The organism is Chitinophaga sp. 01L420 (assembly GCF_056399985.1).
The window spans coordinates 111,919-128,077 of the sequence record NZ_JBFTSK010000029.1 but is presented as its reverse complement, the minus strand read 5'-3'; the positions used below and the strand labels follow the sequence as shown (position 1 = coordinate 128,077).

Sequence of the window (16,159 nt, the reverse complement as noted above, 5' to 3'; positions counted from 1 at the left end):
GAATGATTCCCTAGCTCAGTTGGTAGAGCAATACACTTTTAATGTATGGGTCTTGGGTTCGAGTCCCAAGGGGATCACAAGGTTTTAGAAAACCCGCCACTACGGCGGGTTTTCTATTTTACACCATAATTTATTCTATAAAATTCGGAGGGGCTTTTGTGCGTTACTAAGCTTTTTAAAGAACGAACTATCTTTACTAAAATAAAACAAATTTCTAAGTCAATAGCCCAACTATTTATGAGGTGTTGCTACAGACCGATAAATTTTTACTCAACGACCACTCACAGTAATTCCTGTCGATAAGAGACCTTATCCACGATCAACCATTTTCCGTCTAACTTTATCAGGTTAAACCGATCAATGAACCGAAAGGTTGCAAAAGTCAATTGCACGTGGGCAGAGCCAGTGTCTCCATCCCAGGTATATGAAAGGAGTTCGGGTTGGCATTCCTGTAATGTTGCTTCGGCAACCAGGTCCAGATATTGCGGCAGTGTCCACTGAACTAACTTTCCCTCTATGATGGTCCTGATGTGCGCATCGGGGTGAAACGCGGACCGGAGCCTTTCGATGTCTTTTACCGGACGCCCCTGAAGATAATCATTAAGCGTAAGTAGTATGAGATGTTTTTCCTCTTCTGTGCCGACCTTGCTTGCTAGAGTTTCCATGATTTTTGCCACAAATTTATTTGTTTTTTTTTCAACCCCCCAAATGTATATTCGGTATTAAGTGATCTTGTTTACCTAGTTTTATTTGGGTTGATGTGTCAATACTGAATTTACATTTTTTGCGATGAAATCTGTTTAAAAAAACTGCTATTCTATAAGATAATTACAGAATAGCAGTTTTTGAGATCCGTTATAGATAGCACATTAGCAGCTACTTTTTCGAAAAAGCTCTCAAAGTAATGATGCGTTAATGATTCTCCTGATTTATTTTATTCCTGACCTGTATTTCAAGGCGTATGTTTGCATTATTGTTGCCTTTATAAAGCACGTTTCCTCTCCCGGATATACAAATAAGTCTTCAACCGTATACTCATAAAAGGTTGCATTGTTTTCCGAAGGATTATAGACAACAATAGGAATTATAAATGAGCGCCCTCCTTTGGTTTTTTTTCCGAAAATCGCCTCCCAGTTAATTCCTTTGTATATATCAGGATTTGTAAGTTGAGGTATAAGTTCTTTAGGGAAAAACTTTGATGCATCGATTCTGGTTATTGAGTCCGACTCTGACAAATTTATGCGGAGAGAGAAAACTGCCGATATTTTTTTATCCGCCAATGCCATCGGCCACCTTACATTTTTATCTAGTATCCGGACCAAATCTTTCTTAACTTTATTTCCATCATTGTCTTGCGCATACAACTCATGCGAGGCAGACAGGAAAAACAAACTCAATAAAACCGTCGAAAAAATTATACGCATAATAATGTTGTTTATTATTCAAAAATTTATTACCCAACTGCCAATATTACGGACAGCGCGTACCTTTATTATGGTTTTTATCAAATTGACTTGCTTTTAAAAGAATGTTATTGGCCTCAACGGGGTGTGTCTGCTTGTAATTAGTCCAAGCACTTGTCCCCTGTAATCCTCCCCAAGCCAGTGCTTCTGCATCGTAGTAGTTTAAAGTAGGAAAAATAGCCTGCAGAGCATCTATCATATTACTAATATAAGAAGTCGCCATGATTTGATGTTGGAATGCTTCTCCCCATACTAAAGGGTCATTAGTCGCAACCTTTTTCGCATCAAAAATTCCATGGATCATTTCATGAAGTGCAGCAGCAACTATCATTTCTCTTGAAGAATGTGACAGCTTATCAGTATTAAAAACAATATCAATATAATAGTCATTTTCCGGATGCGCTTTTGCATCAAATTGATCTCCATATTGTCCTTGCGTGAAAATAACTGTAAATTCCCCATTTCCTCCGAAAAGTTGATTGAAAATAGAAGTTATAATGTTATTCATATTATTTGTCAATATCGCATTTACAGACCACTGAAAACATGGATCAACTAGGATAGGGTCTACAAGTACAGTGTCAAGTTTATAATGACCGCCGCCACCACCACCTAAAGTACCATTGCCACCGCCACCACCTGCTCCTGGAGGATTATTATTGGGTAAGGTCGGTGGGGGAAGTGGATCAATAATATCCCCTGTGCAAAATACGTCCCAACTTGACCAGCCTGAATACCAATTCGTATTAGGGCAGGCGAAAATAGTCGGGATTCCGCAGGTTTTTGTCATATTAGGAGTTCCCTGCCCCCTTGTATAAACTACTGTTTGAACGCCATCACAGTATCCTACCCATGTACAAATACTATAATATAGACAAGTCTCGGTATGAGCTCCAGTGGGATTTTTATATCTTATCCCATTATTAAATTCGTTGTATACACCGCCTGATACACCTGGCCTGCTAAATAACAACCGTCCCGTAAATGGAAGGGGCTTATCAATTTCATTACCTTGATCTACCGAACTCGCGTAATAAAATTGAATCTTCTCATTTTTTTTGTAGGCAACAAGATATTTTTTCTCATTAATCTGAATGTTTTTGCTTACTCTCTTCATTCCTCCAACAACTTCAGGGCTAAAAGGGATATAATAAGCTTTTTTATCATTCTCTTGGCCGATCAAAATATGATCCCATTGAGGACGMCATATAATGAACAACGAGTCATTTAGAGGTGTGCTCATCAACTTGTACGAGTCATCTTGGTAATAAGCTGTTTTGATTGATTCGATGTCTAGCTGATCAACAACTTTTTCTTTATCAATGGGCTTCTTGTTACAGGAAAATAAAAATAACAGGGTGAAACATAAGAAAATGGGAATTAACATCTTTTTTAAAATACAGTACATAGGGGTTAAATTATAGATGAAAAAAAGGATTATCTATGTGTTTAAACAAGCTTTAATATTCACTTCTAGATTTTGGTTAATTATTGCTTGTCTAAAATAATATTTTTTGGGTAAACTTAGAGCAAAAGCTGTTAAATTAAAGCATTACTAATTTTTATTGTATTTTTAGGTAAAGGATTTGTGTTATGAAAAAGCTATTGCAGCGCTTGGCATCCTTTGCCACTTTTGATCTCCCTGTTAATGTAGGCTATAATCAGCTTCTACTAAGAACAATTCACAAAGAACAAATAGCAGCCAATCCCCATTGGAACATCGAAGACACACGGCGAAACCTAATCTCCCATTACTGGTATAGACATGTGCTTTATTACTTTATGGCATTATTCAGTGTTGCACTACTTATTATTTTACCCTTTAGTCCCAATTTTAATTTGCTTAGCTTAGCTGTACTTATCATGATGGGTCCGTGATTTTGGGGATAGTCTACTTTTGTTACTATTTCTCTTTCTTTTCATCATCCTTTCTTCTGCAGTTGGAATCATTGCAAACCACAAAATGGCGCAGATTGAGATGCAACAAACGAAGAGTGTTAAAGCCCAATCTAAAATTCCGGTATTAACCACTATTCTCTATGTACTTTTCAAGATGGCAGGTGCCAATAGAATTGCTTGCGATGTTTTTTTCGCTCAGATGATAAACAAATTAACTAGTATGGATACTTATAGTATTATTTTAATATCGTTAATCTTGCGATTTTTTGTGGGTAATTAGCATGTTAATATTTTTGATTCAATCAGAATATATTTAAAATATTCCGATTGAATTTATGAACATTTTAAGTGTTTTGGTAAGATTGGTTAAAAGCTTCAAATCAATTATGGAATGTTGTATTTTATTATGTTTCTAACTTAATAGAATTCTATCTCATCAAAACTAAAGCTCTTCGATTTTGAATGAAGGCATTTCATCATAAGTTCGTCCATTTAATATTCTTCCATTTTTCTTTTTATTAATTCCCCCCCATTGTTTAAAGAAAAAAGCTACTTCAGTCGCCTTGCACTGATCCATGATATCTAATACCCATTCAGATTCCATACTCCGTGCTTTGGGGCCGCTTTCGCCTCCTACAATAACCCAATCAATACCTGTTAAATTTAAGTTTGGTAAAGGTCCTATTAAAGGCTCACATGATAGGAACTTTGTTCTTGCATTAGTTTGTCTCAAATAATCCAATCTATTTGCTACCTTCTCATTCTCAATTGATACACCCATCCATATATTATGAGTCCATTTTAGTTTTTTGTCTATTTGAAGTAGTCTATCTGCCCTTTTTGTAAGCACTTGGAACGTATGTTGTGGGTTTTCATTCATGACCTTAAATATCTTTTGAATAAACTCAATTGGTACCTCTTTGTGGAAGAGGTCACTCATTGAATTTACGAATACGACTTTTTGCTTCTTCCATGTATATGGTATATTTAGTGCATCTTCATGCATTCTTACTTTAAAACCTGCTTCATATTTCTCAATGCCCATTGCTTCTAATCTTTTCGCCATAATCTCAGCATAGCAATGTTTACACCCGGCAGAAATTTTTGTGCACCCTGTAACAGGATTCCAAGTCATTTCCGTCCATTCAATACTTGATTGTGCCATATATTATAGTAGTTTATATTCAACAATATCTTTTTCATTGAAAACTTTTTGATAGCTTACACACGGGCTTTTACGGTTGTAAATAATCTTACCTTCCTTCTTTAATTCCTTTACAGCTTCGGATGCATGTTTTCCCAAGTGGCCTTCAGCATATGCAAATTGCAAAAGTTCTTTGTTCTTTGTTATCTCCTTATTTAAAATTTTCAATTTAACTGTGTCATTGAAAATTTCAATTTTCGTCCGTTTGACTTTCTCTGGCTCAAATGCAAAAAGCGACATCTGCGCTGATTGTTTCTCATATTTAGGCGCATCATTATATATGTCAAAGTTTGCTTCTCCGTTTAACTCATTCTTACTCCAAATAATTTCCAGAAATTTGTTTACAGCAAGTGGATGTTTGGCGCCAAAAATAATACCATATATATTCTGATTTTTTTGTATGGAAAAAGGGTAAAGTTTCAGATTTGAATTTTTGGGTAACCGCCCTCTTAATTGTTGAGTAAACGAGCTATGTACGAATTCGTATCCTTTTTCCTTCAATTGATTTGCATCAATAAGTATATGGCTTTTAATTTCATTGGTCTCTCCGAACCTCCATAGGTAAGAAGAAGATGCAAAATAAAGGAAATCTACTGTTGTTAATTTTTCAAGCTGTAAAAGATATTCATCGGAAAGAAATTTCAGTCCGTTCTGATCTATGTAAACCAAGCTAGGTTGTTTATTAATTAACGACAGTCTTTCCTTGAAAATTTCCGTGAAATCTTTATTAGTAATATATATATGTACATGTGCAGCTAATTCTGGATTTATGTCCAAATATTCCTTACAAGCTTTATCTAATTGCCCATATTTAATCTGCTGTTTTTTTTCTGGTTCGTATTCATTAAAGTAAAGATTTACTTTTACCTCATTCTTTTTTATACTTCCGATATGCTCTTTGACCTTATCTAGAATTCTTATTGGACTCCCAGGTACTCCTTTGATATCATACCCAGTTCCTGCGAAGAAGTCAAATATTGAAATTTCCTTAACATGAGCGTGAACGAAAGTTGGTATCCATGCTTGTGCATATTTTTCAAAAATTTCAAGCTTTAAAATTGTTGCTTCATCAAATGCTTTCGAGTGTAAATCTTGTGAGGGCATTAAGTAAATAGTTTGGTGTTTTTTGAGGGATTTATGATTGGGATAGTTTCCCTATATGTATAAAGATAAATTAATTATCTATTATTTATTTAATTGCAAATAAATTAAGTATATTTTATGTGAATGCCTTTGCCGTGATAAACGAAATACTTCATATATCAATTCAAATATATCTAAAGCTCATTTTTATTCAATTGGAGGAATTCCGGTTTCGTCAACATGGGCAATAACACTTTCGTCATCCAGATGTTGCTTTCTTACAGAATTTACTGGCCAATATTCCAAATTGGATGATGGAATAGAAAAGGAAAGTATTTCTTTTATTTGTTCATCACCCAAATTGGGTTTTACCCATTCTCTCGCAAGATCTATTGTTAGCATCATAGGCATGCGACCCGCATTGGAACCTCCGTTATGAATTTGTTTCATGACACTATTCGCCTCCGTAGTAACTAAAGTGAATGTAGGTATACGCTCTTGTTTATCTATGTCCCAACTATTTGAARGTGACCATAAGCCTGCGATAAAGAATACCTCTTCACCGGCCTCTCTAATAAAGTATGCTTGTTTATTTTTCATTCCCGGAATCTCCCGATATTCGTAGAACCCAGTTACTGGAATAAGGCAACGTTGATGCCTGATAGCTGTCCACATCGTTTTTGGTTCTAAAATCTTTTCGCTACGAGCATTAAGGAACATTTGACGTTGTTTCTTTACCTTTTCCAGGGTATTTAGCATTTTAGGAATTGGCCCCCATGTGAATGGGTGAAGTTCCAACCGATCATGCTCATATACCACGACTGGCCAAGTTGGAAATGACATACCAAGTTTGTGATAGGTAGATTGGAAGTTTAATTCTTGAGTTATTGCTATGTCGGGTAGAATATCAAAAATGCTTTCAATACTGGCTGCAAAGGAGATATCGTAACACATAAGGCTTTTCCTGAAATTACCGATTTTTTTCTATTTATAAGCGCTCTATCTCGCTCAGTAAAATCTTAATTTCTTCCGAACCATTTGAAATCCTTAACATTAGGTCGCCATAGTGTAAAAATAGATTAATGCCTATGTCTCCATCCTGGCGCTTCCATTTCGTATTTAATCTAATATAGTTTGCTACTTTAGTTTTCATTTGTGGAGGTGCTTTCCACTCTTTTGCGGCTATTTTATCAATATATACTCTATAACCCTCTGGCTGGCTAACGGCCTTATGAAGCTTTTGCAGCTCTTCCGCATGATGCACCTGGTATATGTATTTACGCTTGTCGAATCGTATGTATTGAAAATGCTGATTGGCTAACCCTATGTCTCTATAGGGTGTAATGAGCAATGCTTCTTTTATTTCATTATTGAAATGATCTTTTCCACGAGGGTAGCTTTGTCGGACAAATATTGTAAATCCCATATCAATCATCACTTTCAGCATCTGAGGAGAGAAAAGGGCTAATGGATTATGCATAATCTAAATTTTAATCGTAAGTATGTCTGAAAGCCTGGTTGTGTAGCATTGCGATAACTTTTCCTGCCGAAGCTTCCATATTCTGCCGTAACCCTGTATTGCGAATTTAACCATTTCTTTGCCATTCCAATGCTGATTAATTGCATCCATTGCCTTACTAAGGCGATCGTTTTGATGCCTGTTTACCTGATCAAAAATACCATATTGAATTTGATCGGAGGGAATAAGGTCCAGCATCATGATGCCAACCTTCTTGAAATTATATCCTTCGCGCCATATGCGGCCTAGACCAATGGTAGCGTAATGTAGTAATTCAAGAGTATTATTACTGGCGACTGGAAGAGAAATAGTGATTGATCGATAATATTGTTTGTCTTGTTGACGATGGACGTTGGTTTGTAAGAAAACCTGAAGAACTGAAGTACAGCTGTTCTGTTTCCGCAATTTTTGTGCTGCCATGGCAGTATAATTTGCCAGGGCTTCTGCTACATCTTGCTTTTGATTCAGCAATTGGCCAAATGAGCGGGCAATACAAATATTCCTTTTTGCAGGCGGTTCCTCTTCTAGTTCAATACAGGCGATTCCGTGAAGCTCATTCCACAAACGTTGACCAACAACAGACATTTCCTTCCGGACCCACTCTTCGGGAGCCTCTGAAAGATCTAATGCAGTATTAAATCCCTGCGACTGTAGGAGTTGAGTATACTGTTTTCCTACTCCCCATATGTCACTAACCTCAGTGAAACCTAATACTTCCCGTATTTTTTCCTTGGTATCAAGAATATGTACCCCCACTTCTTTTTTTGTTTTCTTTGCGAAACGATTTGCCATCTTCGCAAGGGTCTTTGACGGAGCTACACCAACCGATACCGGAATTCCTACATTTTGAAAAACAGTTTTCTTAATATTACAAGCGTATTCTTCCAGGTCAATATATTTCTGATCTCCCAGGTAAAGGAATGCCTCGTCAATGCTGTATATCTCAATTTGTTCGGCAAAAATATTTAGTGTTGCCATCACTCGTTCTGAAAGACTCCCATATAATGTATAATTACTTGAAAATACTGCAACGGCGTGACTACTTAGCATTTCTTCCATGAGGAAAGCCGGTGCGCCCATCTTAATTCCGATTGCTTTTGCCTCGTCAGATCTTGCGATGATACAACCATCATTATTTGAAAGGACAACAATTGGACGTGCATTTAGTGACGGCTGAAATAACCGCTCACAGGACGCATAAAAGTTATTACAGTCTACAATAGCTATCATCGCGCAGAAATTACAATGGCAGTTACCACTCCCCATACTTGGAAATTGGCGTCATCGGATATTACAATTGGTTTATAGAAGGGGCTTTCAGGGTGTAGCACCCAGTTCCGGCCTGCTTTTACGAGTCTTTTAACAGTGAAATCGCCATCTAATACGGCAACAATGATGTCCCCACTATTTGCGTGAATAGATCTGTCTACAACCAGCATGCTACCATCTGGCATATAAGCGCCTTCCATGCTGTTGCCTTTCACTTTGATGATGAAAGTGCTCGTGGGATTTGGTTGTAAAATTTTGGATAAATCGATTTCCTCTTCGCTGTAATCCTGGGCAGGACTGGGGAAGCCGGCAGGAATGGTAGTATTAAAAAATGGCATAGTTATGCTCACCTTATTCAACCTCATTGCTATCATACACTATTGTTTAAATGCTAAATATATTAGTAGTGTAATAAATAAAAAAGCCTTGGATGCCATTATGTGGCATGGATTCCAAGGCTTTCATAAATATTGTTGTACTTTCTAAGAACGAAATTACTAATATTTTTAGTAATTAAAAGAAGTGGCGATATTTTTTTTTGTTATTGTCTGTTAACAAACGCTATTTATTTATTAAATGTTGCAAAAGAGTAGATGCAAAACTATCTCATTTATGCTTAAAAATCAGTTAAGATAGCTTGCCATTGCTCTTGATAGCTTTCCTGTATGTAATAAAACATGACATAGAGTTCATATAGAAAGCATCGGAATCCACTAATTATGAGTTTCTCTTTTTTACCATCTTTGAACTCTACAACGAGTAAGTACGCCGTCAATCAGGTTGAACTTTTTAGTGAGCAGTGGGGCAAAAATATCCTTATATGGTAAAATCATGGAAGGTAAACTGGGAGTCACATTCTACCTTTTTTGAGTTCCTAATGGAGATCAGAAAAATCATTTATACCACTAATCAGATTGAAAATGTAAATCGGATAATCAGGAAATATACAAATACAAAATCCATAGTACCGAACGTCCAGGAAGCAGGAAAAGTGGTTTACCTTAGCCTTATGCAGATACAAAAAAATGGACCATGTCTCAGAGAGACTGGCCCATTATGCTTTTACAGTTTAGTAATATCTTTGGTGAGCAAAGATGTGATCTCAAAATCTAACTTTACACAGTTACTTTAACACTCCCAAATCAAATTTTGACACAGTTTAATTTACACTCTCTAGAACAACCGAGAATGTAATCTGAAAATTCACGGAGGGTATTGCTATTACTTCTCGTATACTTCTCCGGTACTTAGGACTCGTCTATCAATAACATTCCCACTATGCTTCTATTACTGTCCTACTACCCTCTTACTACTGTTACATTACTCTTTTACTACATTCTTACTATTCTATTACTACTCTTTCACCGCACTATGAGCCCTCCAGGTATTGCCTGACTTCTTCCTCGCTTAATCCCGAATATTTGCAAAATTCAGCTATTGAAATATGCTGCCATTGGGACTTTCCGAACATTTTTCTCAATTTTTGCATGGTATATTGAGCTGAGCGTTCGCTCTTGCCAAACATGTTTTGAATGTCTTTGGTGTATATCACTATTCTTTGAGGTACGTTTTTCCGCATAATCCCGCAAAAAGTGGCAAAAGCGGAAGTTACATTTTCTCACACTTTCACCAGTAAATAATTTCGCCTTGTACTTCGAAGTGCAGCCTATCTGATCAGATGGAAACGCTTAAAAGGCATGGCGTTATAAATTGCCTCTCCTTAATCGAAAAAATTATAAGCTATGAGTAAACAAGATGGTCTGCTCCAGTTTGACGGAGCTATTGAAAACTTATCGTTTTACAAAACGAAAAAAGGATACTCCGTTAGAAAAAGAAGCGGCGTATCAGGTGAACGGATCTTCAAAGATCCTGCATTCCAGCGTACACGGGAAAATGGGCAGGAATTTGGCCGTGCCGGTAAGGCAAGTAAATTGCTCAGGGTTGCTTTTCGCACTATGATGAGTAGTGTAGCAGATAGCGGAGTCGCTATCCGGCTTACACAAGCGTTTGTGAAAGTAGTAAAGGCTGATGCCACCAGCGACAGGGGGTTACGTAATGTCATACATGGAGAAATTGGATTCATTGAAAAATTTGAGTTCAATAAGAACAGCGTGATGAATACGTCCCTCTTTGCACCTTTTACAGCTACCATTGATCGGGTGGCTGGCACTGGCAGCGTAGTGGTACCGCCATTTAACCCAAAAAAAGCCCTGGCTGCGCCAGCAGGAGCTACACACTTCATCATCACGTGTGGGGTAAGTGCTATCGATTTTACTACAGAGAAGTATGAAAATGCCGAAGCGGCAAGCGAGATATTACTACTTGATAGTAGTAATACTGCACCGTTGAACCTTACGGCTACTATTTCTCCCAACAGCACTTTCCCGATGTTCCTGGCACTCAGTATTGAGTTTGTGCAGATGATAAATGGAAAGCCTTATCAGTTATCGAATGGTACATACAATTCCATGAAGATGGTGGCGGTATCCGCCGCTGTTTAAGGAAGCGTAATTTTTTCATCTTTAAAACAAGTTTTATATGGAATTAATTCAGCGATTAGTAGCCCCAACTCCACCATTCTTTAGGAAGGTGCGTAATATCGGTCTAATACTCACTGCTCTTGCAGCGGCAGTGATAGGGCTACCCATACAGCTCCCTGAAATAGTGGGAAATGTAGCTAGTGTACTCGCAGTAGCAGGCAGCATCATGACAGGTGTAAGCCAGGCTGCCGTGCAACAGGAGTAGTTCCGCTTTGCTGCCTATATGGAGTACAGTTGCAACACCTCCGTATAGCTACCAGGCCCCCGCATTTAGCGGGGGCTTTTTTATAACCTGGTTTTAATCATGAAAGTAATTAGCCTTTGTGGGGTAACTGCCAGGCGGATTTTTCCGGGAGTTTTTTTGATGACCATTGTCGTTTTATTTAGGGTTCATAAATGATAGACATTTCTAGAGCGTACATGGAATGTAGCGAGGTTATTTTTTCATTTTCAAAATTAGAATGCTATTTTGAGAAGTTTGTTAATATATGTGACAATTTTTAATCAGCTTAGGGGAAGGGTTTAACGCTATTTTTTCCTCGGTTGCTTTTTTATTTTGCTTAAATATTGGCGGGAAATGCCCCGGTAGGAGGAAAGCTCTGTATCCGTGATCCTATTAACCAATTTGGGGTATTCCTGAAACAGCAGGTTATAACGTTCCTCTGCTGTATTATTTAACCATATAGCTCTTTCTTCTGCCAACTCATAATAATACTCTGTCAGTTTTCTGCCTACTTTATTGAACTCCGGATGTGTTTCATATATGTCTTCCAGTTTTTCCCAGGGAATGGCCAGGCAAATGGTAGACTCCTTGGCAATTAATTTATCTTCACTGGCTGTTTGCCGGAAAAAGCTTTTTACAGATGTGATAACATCATTTTCYGTGAAAAACCATTTAGCCTTTTCCGTACCATCTTTAAGATATTTAGCCGTAACCATGCCACTAATGCAGAAATAGCAGTGYYGGCAGATTTCCCCATAGTCCAGTATAATATCATTACGCTTAAAGAAGAATATCTCGTAACTGTTAATGATGTTGTTGGTTAACGCTTCGGAAAAACAGGGGAGGTGTGCTTTTATGTTGTTAAATAAAATGCCAAAGTAATCCTGAATTTTGGGGGGCATGGCATTGGTAGTATACATGATTTTACTTCCCCGTCCCAGTTTTTTCATAGTTGTGTTTATTTTGAGGGAGCACTAACTATTGGAATGGCTGGTCAGCTTCTATACCGATCAGCCGGATTTCAGGTAAATTACGCTGCCGCTTCTTCAATCATCGCTTTAGGCGCATTACTTTTAACGGAAGCAATGCCGCCATCGTAACCAGCAGCATTTGTCCACTATTGGACTTTTGTAAGAAAAGTCATCCTGAACAGAGCACATTCTTTTAGTCTTCCTTTAGAAATTTAAAATTATGGTCCAGCAAGTGCTTCGGGTGAACGTTTAATCCCTTTGCTATTTCAAGGAAAGTCGAAAACGTAAAGTCTTTTTTCCCATTTTCAATATTACTGATATTCCCTTTGGTCACATCGCATCTTGATGCCAGTTCGTCAAGGCTTATTTTAACCTCTTTTTCTCTGATTTTACGTAAACGCTCGCCAATTTCCTGTAGTCTATTTTTATCTCTTTCCTCATTCATTTTCAGAACTTTGGATAAATTCCGCATTTTTATTTTAGAAAATCGTTACAAGATCTTGTAACATTGAAAATGATTTCTTACTTTTGACAAAGTATAAATCTAAATGCAGTCTAACAGAGCATTTGGATTAATGCATCGCATAATATAATTTGCAGATCAAATTTTCTGCATTGATAGCTACATTTTCTGCGTGCTTTGGAGAGGCCAGAATGTAGTGCAGCAATGCTCATGCCATAGGCGTGGGCTTGCTTGTAAGATCTATTCGGCCTCTCCAAAGCGCGCGGGTAGCATACTGCAAGTAAGCCATGCCTATGGCATTTTTAATATAGCCATTGATGTTCCTTGCTGTAATTGTTACCCCTGATTATAGTATCCGTTCACATTAGCAATAATTATAGATAATCGGTCGAAAAGGCCGAGATGGGAATTGTATGGAATTAAGACAAGTAGCACTTTTAATCATTCTTTAAAATTGAAATGTTATGGAAAGTTTATTAGGTACATTATGTGACATCACGCCCTACAGTACAAAAAACGGCTTTGCTAACCTTTGCTGGTATTCTCTAAGTAGAGTTATCGCTAGTGAGGAAGCCGATAATTGGACCTCGGACCAACGAGACCATTTTATGATGTTTACCCAATTTTTCCTCAGGTGTGGGGAGGCTATATTCACGGTAAAGGATGCCTTAATCAGGGATAGTGTGACTGATCTTAACGGAAAGCTGATTACAGAATTGGTCGAGCCTTTGGATCAGCTGGAAGAATTTGCCTCATCAGTGGAGCTAAGGGAGTTGAACGAGACAATTGATGAATACACTGAAATACTCTTAAACATAGAAAAGCGCATGATGGACGCGGAGGTGACAGAGTTTGCAGCTAACCATTTTAAATTTTTCTTCCAGACTGTTTATTCTTTAAATATTGAAGAACTAACAAAGATTGGACGGCTTGTTAATCACCATTAAATATTAATCCATGGAACGGTTAAAAAATGAGAACGTATTATTTAAGCTTCATACTGAATTTACCAGTATAGCGCAGCATTTCAGAGACCGGGTGTGTGAAGAATGCAATTTCAGTGTTCCCACCTTTTATCGAAAGGTGAGGGGAAGGGATAAAGTTATTGAGGGCCGGTCCATTCCCGCTCTAAGCAATGCCGAAAGAGATAAGATCCGGGAGATTGGGAAAGACATTAAAGATGAATTTATTTCTGTGATAGCAACTCTTACGTCAAAAAAATAACTCTTTTTTGTTTAATACCAACAATAACGGCGCTTGATTCTTCTTGTGCCGTTATTACGTAATCTGAATTTTTAGCCTCTTATCCAGCCCAGGCGCTTGAGTAAATCTTTACACTCAGGAAAAGAATTTTTCAATGAATAGTATCCAGATATCATTTTATCAGTTTGGTCTTTCCGTATGTTGGGTAGAGTTAAATTTGTAGCCTAAGATAGAGAAAGTACTGATTGACTAACTTTCATCTACACTTACAATATAAGCCTGCAATTTCTTTTTAGATTCAATTATTACTGGATTTAGTTGACTACTGACCAGATGATTTGAAAGGGTCTTTTCTGAGAAATTCATTTCTGAAATACCTTCTTCTAGGGCATTTAGAAATTTTAATTCTTCTGTTAAATATTCACTAAACCCTGTATCTAAATATCTGATCTTTAGCAGTGATGCTAAGTTCATCACTCCTTCGGGCGTTGCATTTTTTATACCAATCTTAACAGCCTCTTTTTGTAGCTTATGGAATAGGGGTTTGCTAGGTGATCGGATATCGTATTTGTTAGGAAGGAATTCCTTTACGAATGAAACTAGATCTATTTCAAATAGAGACTGAAAATTTTCTGCTTCTTTAGCTGCTTTGTCCTCATCTATTTTTTTAATTTGGGTTTTGATATGTTCAACAATAGGATTAATATGTTCCCCTGTGAAATTGCTTTGAACCATTTCAAACTGCGATTTTGCCAATTCGTTAATATTTACACTAGGCAAAAAAATGTCAAGTCCAGATTTAATTTTATTAGTAATAATACTTTTATCTACTCCAATTATTTCACTAAAGCCTATCAAATAGACTCCAGCATTCAAGTATGAGACAATATCCTCTAATTTACCGTTCTCACAGTAGATTAGTAGTTGGTGTAGCATTTGGGCAAAACTTTCATTTGATTGGCTCCAATATCCCTGATGAAGTAATGTGTTTAATATTTGATGGGCTGGATTAACTTTGCCTTCTTTGACCCTAAAGCTTTCATCCACAAAGTGTTTAAATGTATTTGCAATTATTTTCTTACCTGATGTAATTAGATTGTATATTTCTTCGTAGTAAATGTAAGACTCGGACAACCTATTGTAATACATTTTCTTAAAGTTTTCGGAGTATCTCCATTCACTGTCAACCTCTTCAATATTAGCACTTTTATATTGGTTTTGTAAATTAGGTTTTCCAAAGTCAAAGTTGACAATTGTAGATGTTTGATTGTTTAGGTTTTTTCTTTCTGTTAAACTAATATTGTTGGCCTTTCTAAACTCGATTGATATAGATAATGTGAATAACCAAATGTTTTTCAACTGCATAGAGAGAAGGGCGGAGATTTCTCTTTCATTTGCGAGTAAATTGAAAGATATTTTAAAATGTTCTAGTGCAAATTTTAAAGTTCTAATATTTGAGAATGATTTTGTTAACTCTTTGTTGAGATAGTCGTCATCAGTTTTTGCGGTAAGAGTTTGAATGAATGATTCTTTGTTACTTATTAAGTATGTCTTGAAAAAACCGGCTTGATACTCTGAAATAATACTGTCAAAAATCTCATTTAGGTTAGGAATAAAATGGATTGTTTTTTCTACGGTTTTTTCCTTAAATGTTATGCCATTTTTAATTTCAGCTTCATTAGCAATTAACAGAACTTTACATCCTCTATTCTCTACTAAATCATTGATGATGCCGAGGAAATCGTCGACATTTACTTTTTCACTCATTCTCTCAATATCATCAAAACAAATTAAAAGATTGTCATGCGAAATCAGTCGAAATACATTATCTCCAGTTCCCAGAATTAGCTTTTCAATGTCAATATATTTCTTTAAGAATGTAGCTGCGTCGGAGAATTGTTTAAGACCTTTAACAATGGCACTAGTATTAAGTTTTGTATTCTTTCCCTTGTTATCCAAATATGCGAAGAGTACTTTTTGCGCAATGTTTGTTTTATCAGTCTCACCATATAAAGAAATAATTATCGGAATAAATTTAGTTTCTTTCTCAATTAATGGGAAAATATGCTTTTTTATATGGTACGTTTTACCGCTTCCCCAATCACCGGTGAGCAACAATGCGCCTGTTGTTTTCATATTCAGATGATTTAGGATTGGCTCTTCTATCGGGCTGATTACATTGTCAGTATGTGGGGCTGCGCCATCTACATTGGTTAAATTGGTTGTCACTTTTTTATTTTTGAAAATATTCCAAAATAATTTCACAGGACTTTTTATTTTATTCTAATAAAGCCAACTATGTTTTAAATATACATAATATTT

General features: G+C 36.7%; 15 protein-coding genes, 1 tRNA gene and 1 pseudogene. 5 read left to right on the top strand and 12 right to left on the bottom strand.

The window, feature by feature from the left end; all coding sequences use genetic code 11:
• The first annotated feature begins 4 nt into the window (after positions 1-4).
• A tRNA-Lys gene (locus AC1DP6_RS24155) sits at positions 5-77 on the top strand.
• 204 nt (positions 78-281) lie between these two features.
• Here the strand turns inward: AC1DP6_RS24155 and AC1DP6_RS24150 are convergent.
• The 9 genes from AC1DP6_RS24150 to AC1DP6_RS24110 form a co-directional block, all read right to left on the bottom strand.
• Positions 282-677 (bottom strand): nuclear transport factor 2 family protein, encoded by a 396-nt coding sequence (locus AC1DP6_RS24150; protein WP_477057139.1) that lies wholly within the window; start codon positions 675-677, stop codon positions 282-284.
• A gap of 252 nt (positions 678-929) precedes the next feature.
• Positions 930-1,424, bottom strand: coding sequence for a hypothetical protein (locus AC1DP6_RS24145; RefSeq protein WP_477057138.1), 495 nt, complete (start codon positions 1,422-1,424; stop codon positions 930-932).
• A gap of 46 nt (positions 1,425-1,470) precedes the next feature.
• Positions 1,471-2,871, bottom strand: a complete 1,401-nt coding sequence (locus tag AC1DP6_RS24140) for a hypothetical protein (protein ID WP_477057137.1) — start codon at positions 2,869-2,871, stop codon at positions 1,471-1,473.
• A 933-nt stretch (positions 2,872-3,804) separates the two neighbouring features.
• Complete coding sequence (locus AC1DP6_RS24135) at positions 3,805-4,527, bottom strand: DUF5131 family protein (RefSeq protein ID WP_477057136.1); 723 nt, start codon at positions 4,525-4,527, stop codon at positions 3,805-3,807.
• A 3-nt stretch (positions 4,528-4,530) separates the two neighbouring features.
• A complete protein-coding gene (gene tcmP / locus AC1DP6_RS24130) occupies positions 4,531-5,670 on the bottom strand; it encodes a three-Cys-motif partner protein TcmP (protein WP_477057135.1) in 1,140 nt (379 codons plus the stop codon).
• A 186-nt stretch (positions 5,671-5,856) separates the two neighbouring features.
• Entirely contained in the window at positions 5,857-6,603 is a 747-nt protein-coding gene (locus AC1DP6_RS24125; protein WP_477057134.1) for an SOS response-associated peptidase, read from the bottom strand.
• 34 nt (positions 6,604-6,637) lie between these two features.
• Positions 6,638-7,129: a hypothetical protein gene (locus AC1DP6_RS24120; protein ID WP_477057133.1), complete on the bottom strand. Its 492-nt coding sequence runs from the start codon at positions 7,127-7,129 to the stop codon at positions 6,638-6,640.
• A 3-nt stretch (positions 7,130-7,132) separates the two neighbouring features.
• Positions 7,133-8,398: a Y-family DNA polymerase gene (locus AC1DP6_RS24115; RefSeq protein ID WP_477057132.1), complete on the bottom strand. Its 1,266-nt coding sequence runs from the start codon at positions 8,396-8,398 to the stop codon at positions 7,133-7,135.
• Positions 8,395-8,811 carry a LexA family protein gene (locus tag AC1DP6_RS24110; RefSeq protein ID WP_477057131.1) on the bottom strand — a complete coding sequence of 139 codons (417 nt, stop codon included), beginning with the start codon at positions 8,809-8,811 and terminating at the stop codon, positions 8,395-8,397. Before AC1DP6_RS24110 ends, AC1DP6_RS24115 begins: the two co-directional genes overlap by 4 nt.
• A gap of 414 nt (positions 8,812-9,225) precedes the next feature.
• On the opposite strand from AC1DP6_RS24110, the pseudogene AC1DP6_RS24105 reads away from it, so the two are divergent.
• The 3 genes and pseudogenes from AC1DP6_RS24105 to AC1DP6_RS24095 all read left to right on the top strand — a co-directional run.
• Positions 9,226-9,550, top strand: a pseudogene (locus AC1DP6_RS24105) (transposase); the annotation flags it as partial.
• A 629-nt stretch (positions 9,551-10,179) separates the two neighbouring features.
• On the top strand, positions 10,180-10,938 hold the full coding sequence (locus AC1DP6_RS24100) for a hypothetical protein (protein WP_477057130.1): 759 nt from the start codon (positions 10,180-10,182) through the stop codon (positions 10,936-10,938).
• A 37-nt stretch (positions 10,939-10,975) separates the two neighbouring features.
• Complete coding sequence (locus tag AC1DP6_RS24095; RefSeq protein ID WP_477057129.1) at positions 10,976-11,182, top strand: hypothetical protein; 207 nt, start codon at positions 10,976-10,978, stop codon at positions 11,180-11,182.
• Between the two features lie 323 nt (positions 11,183-11,505).
• On the opposite strand, the gene AC1DP6_RS24090 is transcribed toward AC1DP6_RS24095, so the two are convergent.
• The gene (locus tag AC1DP6_RS24090; protein ID WP_477057128.1) at positions 11,506-12,150 is read right to left on the bottom strand and encodes a Crp/Fnr family transcriptional regulator; all 645 of its coding nucleotides are present in this window, start codon (positions 12,148-12,150) and stop codon (positions 11,506-11,508) included.
• A 214-nt stretch (positions 12,151-12,364) separates the two neighbouring features.
• Positions 12,365-12,616: a helix-turn-helix domain-containing protein gene (locus tag AC1DP6_RS24085; protein ID WP_477057127.1), complete on the bottom strand. Its 252-nt coding sequence runs from the start codon at positions 12,614-12,616 to the stop codon at positions 12,365-12,367.
• 482 nt (positions 12,617-13,098) lie between these two features.
• On the opposite strand from AC1DP6_RS24085, the gene AC1DP6_RS24080 reads away from it, so the two are divergent.
• Positions 13,099-13,581 (top strand): hypothetical protein, encoded by a 483-nt coding sequence (locus AC1DP6_RS24080; RefSeq protein ID WP_477057126.1) that lies wholly within the window; start codon positions 13,099-13,101, stop codon positions 13,579-13,581.
• Positions 13,582-14,086: 505 nt separating this feature from the next.
• Here AC1DP6_RS24080 and AC1DP6_RS24075 read toward each other — a convergent pair.
• On the bottom strand, positions 14,087-16,102 hold the full coding sequence (locus tag AC1DP6_RS24075) for a hypothetical protein (RefSeq protein ID WP_477057125.1): 2,016 nt from the start codon (positions 16,100-16,102) through the stop codon (positions 14,087-14,089).
• Positions 16,103-16,159 lie beyond the last annotated feature (57 nt).